The 1079-nt window shown below is 62.2% G+C and carries 1 protein-coding gene; it reads right to left on the bottom strand.

Annotation, left to right across the window (positions count from 1 at the left end; translation table 11 throughout):
* Positions 1-979 (bottom strand): IS481 family transposase (locus RH857_RS13540; RefSeq protein ID WP_310538502.1); only part of this gene is annotated, 979 nt, incomplete at its 3' end.
* Between the last annotated feature and the right edge of the window lie 100 nt (positions 980-1079).

The raw sequence follows: 1079 nt of genomic DNA, 5'->3' as shown, positions 1-1079 counted from the left end.
TGTACTTCCCCGTGAGGTTGTGAACACGGTCTGAGGGCACAGCGCCTCCGATGGCGGTGTGGGTCCGGTGATGATTGTAGTCGTGGAGGAAGGCTTCGTAGGAGGCTTCTCGGGCTGATTCACTGGGGTAGGGCCTCGCGTAGGCCCACTCGCTCATCAGGGTGCGGTTGAACCGCTCAACCTTTCCGTTGGTCTGCGGCCGCCTCGGCCGAGTCCGCTTATGCTTCACTCCATCACCGAGGGCCTTCTTGAAGTCTCCTGACCGGTAGCAGGAACCGTTATCAGTCATCACTGCGGTGACCTCGACGCCGATGCTTGCGAAGAACGCTCGGGCGCGTTTCCAGAAGCCTGCGGCAGTGTGCTTCTTCTCGTCATCGAGGATCTCGGAGTAGGCCACCCGGGAGTAGTCATCCACAGCGTGATGCAGGAACCGATACCCGCGTTGACCAGTCTTGTTCTTCCACCGGTCGGCGGCCTTAGCGGCTTCGCTGCTTCGTCCATGAACCCGCCAGCCACCACCGTCGGGGATCCGGCCCAACTTCTTGACGTCCACATGCACCAGCTCTCCCGGGGCGCTGGCCTCATACCGGTTGGGTGCTGGGCGGCGCACTGGCAGCCCAGTGACCTGATCAAGGCACTCCAACCTGGGCATTCGGTACCGGGTAAGCACCCTGCCCACCGTGGAGCGAGGGATGCCCAGGCGTGCGCTGATGCGGTGAGGGCCCCACTGACGGGTGAATCGCAGGGCGATGATCCTGCGCTCAGTGCGCTGGGGCAGCCGGCGGGGACTGTGGTATGGACGGCTGGAACGATCCTGGAACCCCTGGCCAGATCGGTGACGGTTGACCCACTTGCTGACCGTGGCAGGTGAGACTTGAAACCGCTCAGCGACCCTTCGCTGGGACCATCCCTCCTCGATGACCAGGGCTACCAGGCGTCGCCTTCCCTCAGGAGTCAGCGGTGATCTACGGTGAACCATAGGAGACCTCCGTATCGGATTGTGAGTTGTGGTAACCCACATCGATATCGGAGGTCTCCGCTCACGTCACGGACTGTTCACAACGTGTCGAGGAACTACA

The sequence above is a fragment of the Nesterenkonia flava genome (genome assembly GCF_031432335.1).
Classification (GTDB): Bacteria; Actinomycetota; Actinomycetes; order Actinomycetales; family Micrococcaceae; genus Nesterenkonia; species Nesterenkonia flava.
Note: the sequence above shows the minus strand (reverse complement) of the source record. Positions and strands in the feature narration are given on the sequence as shown.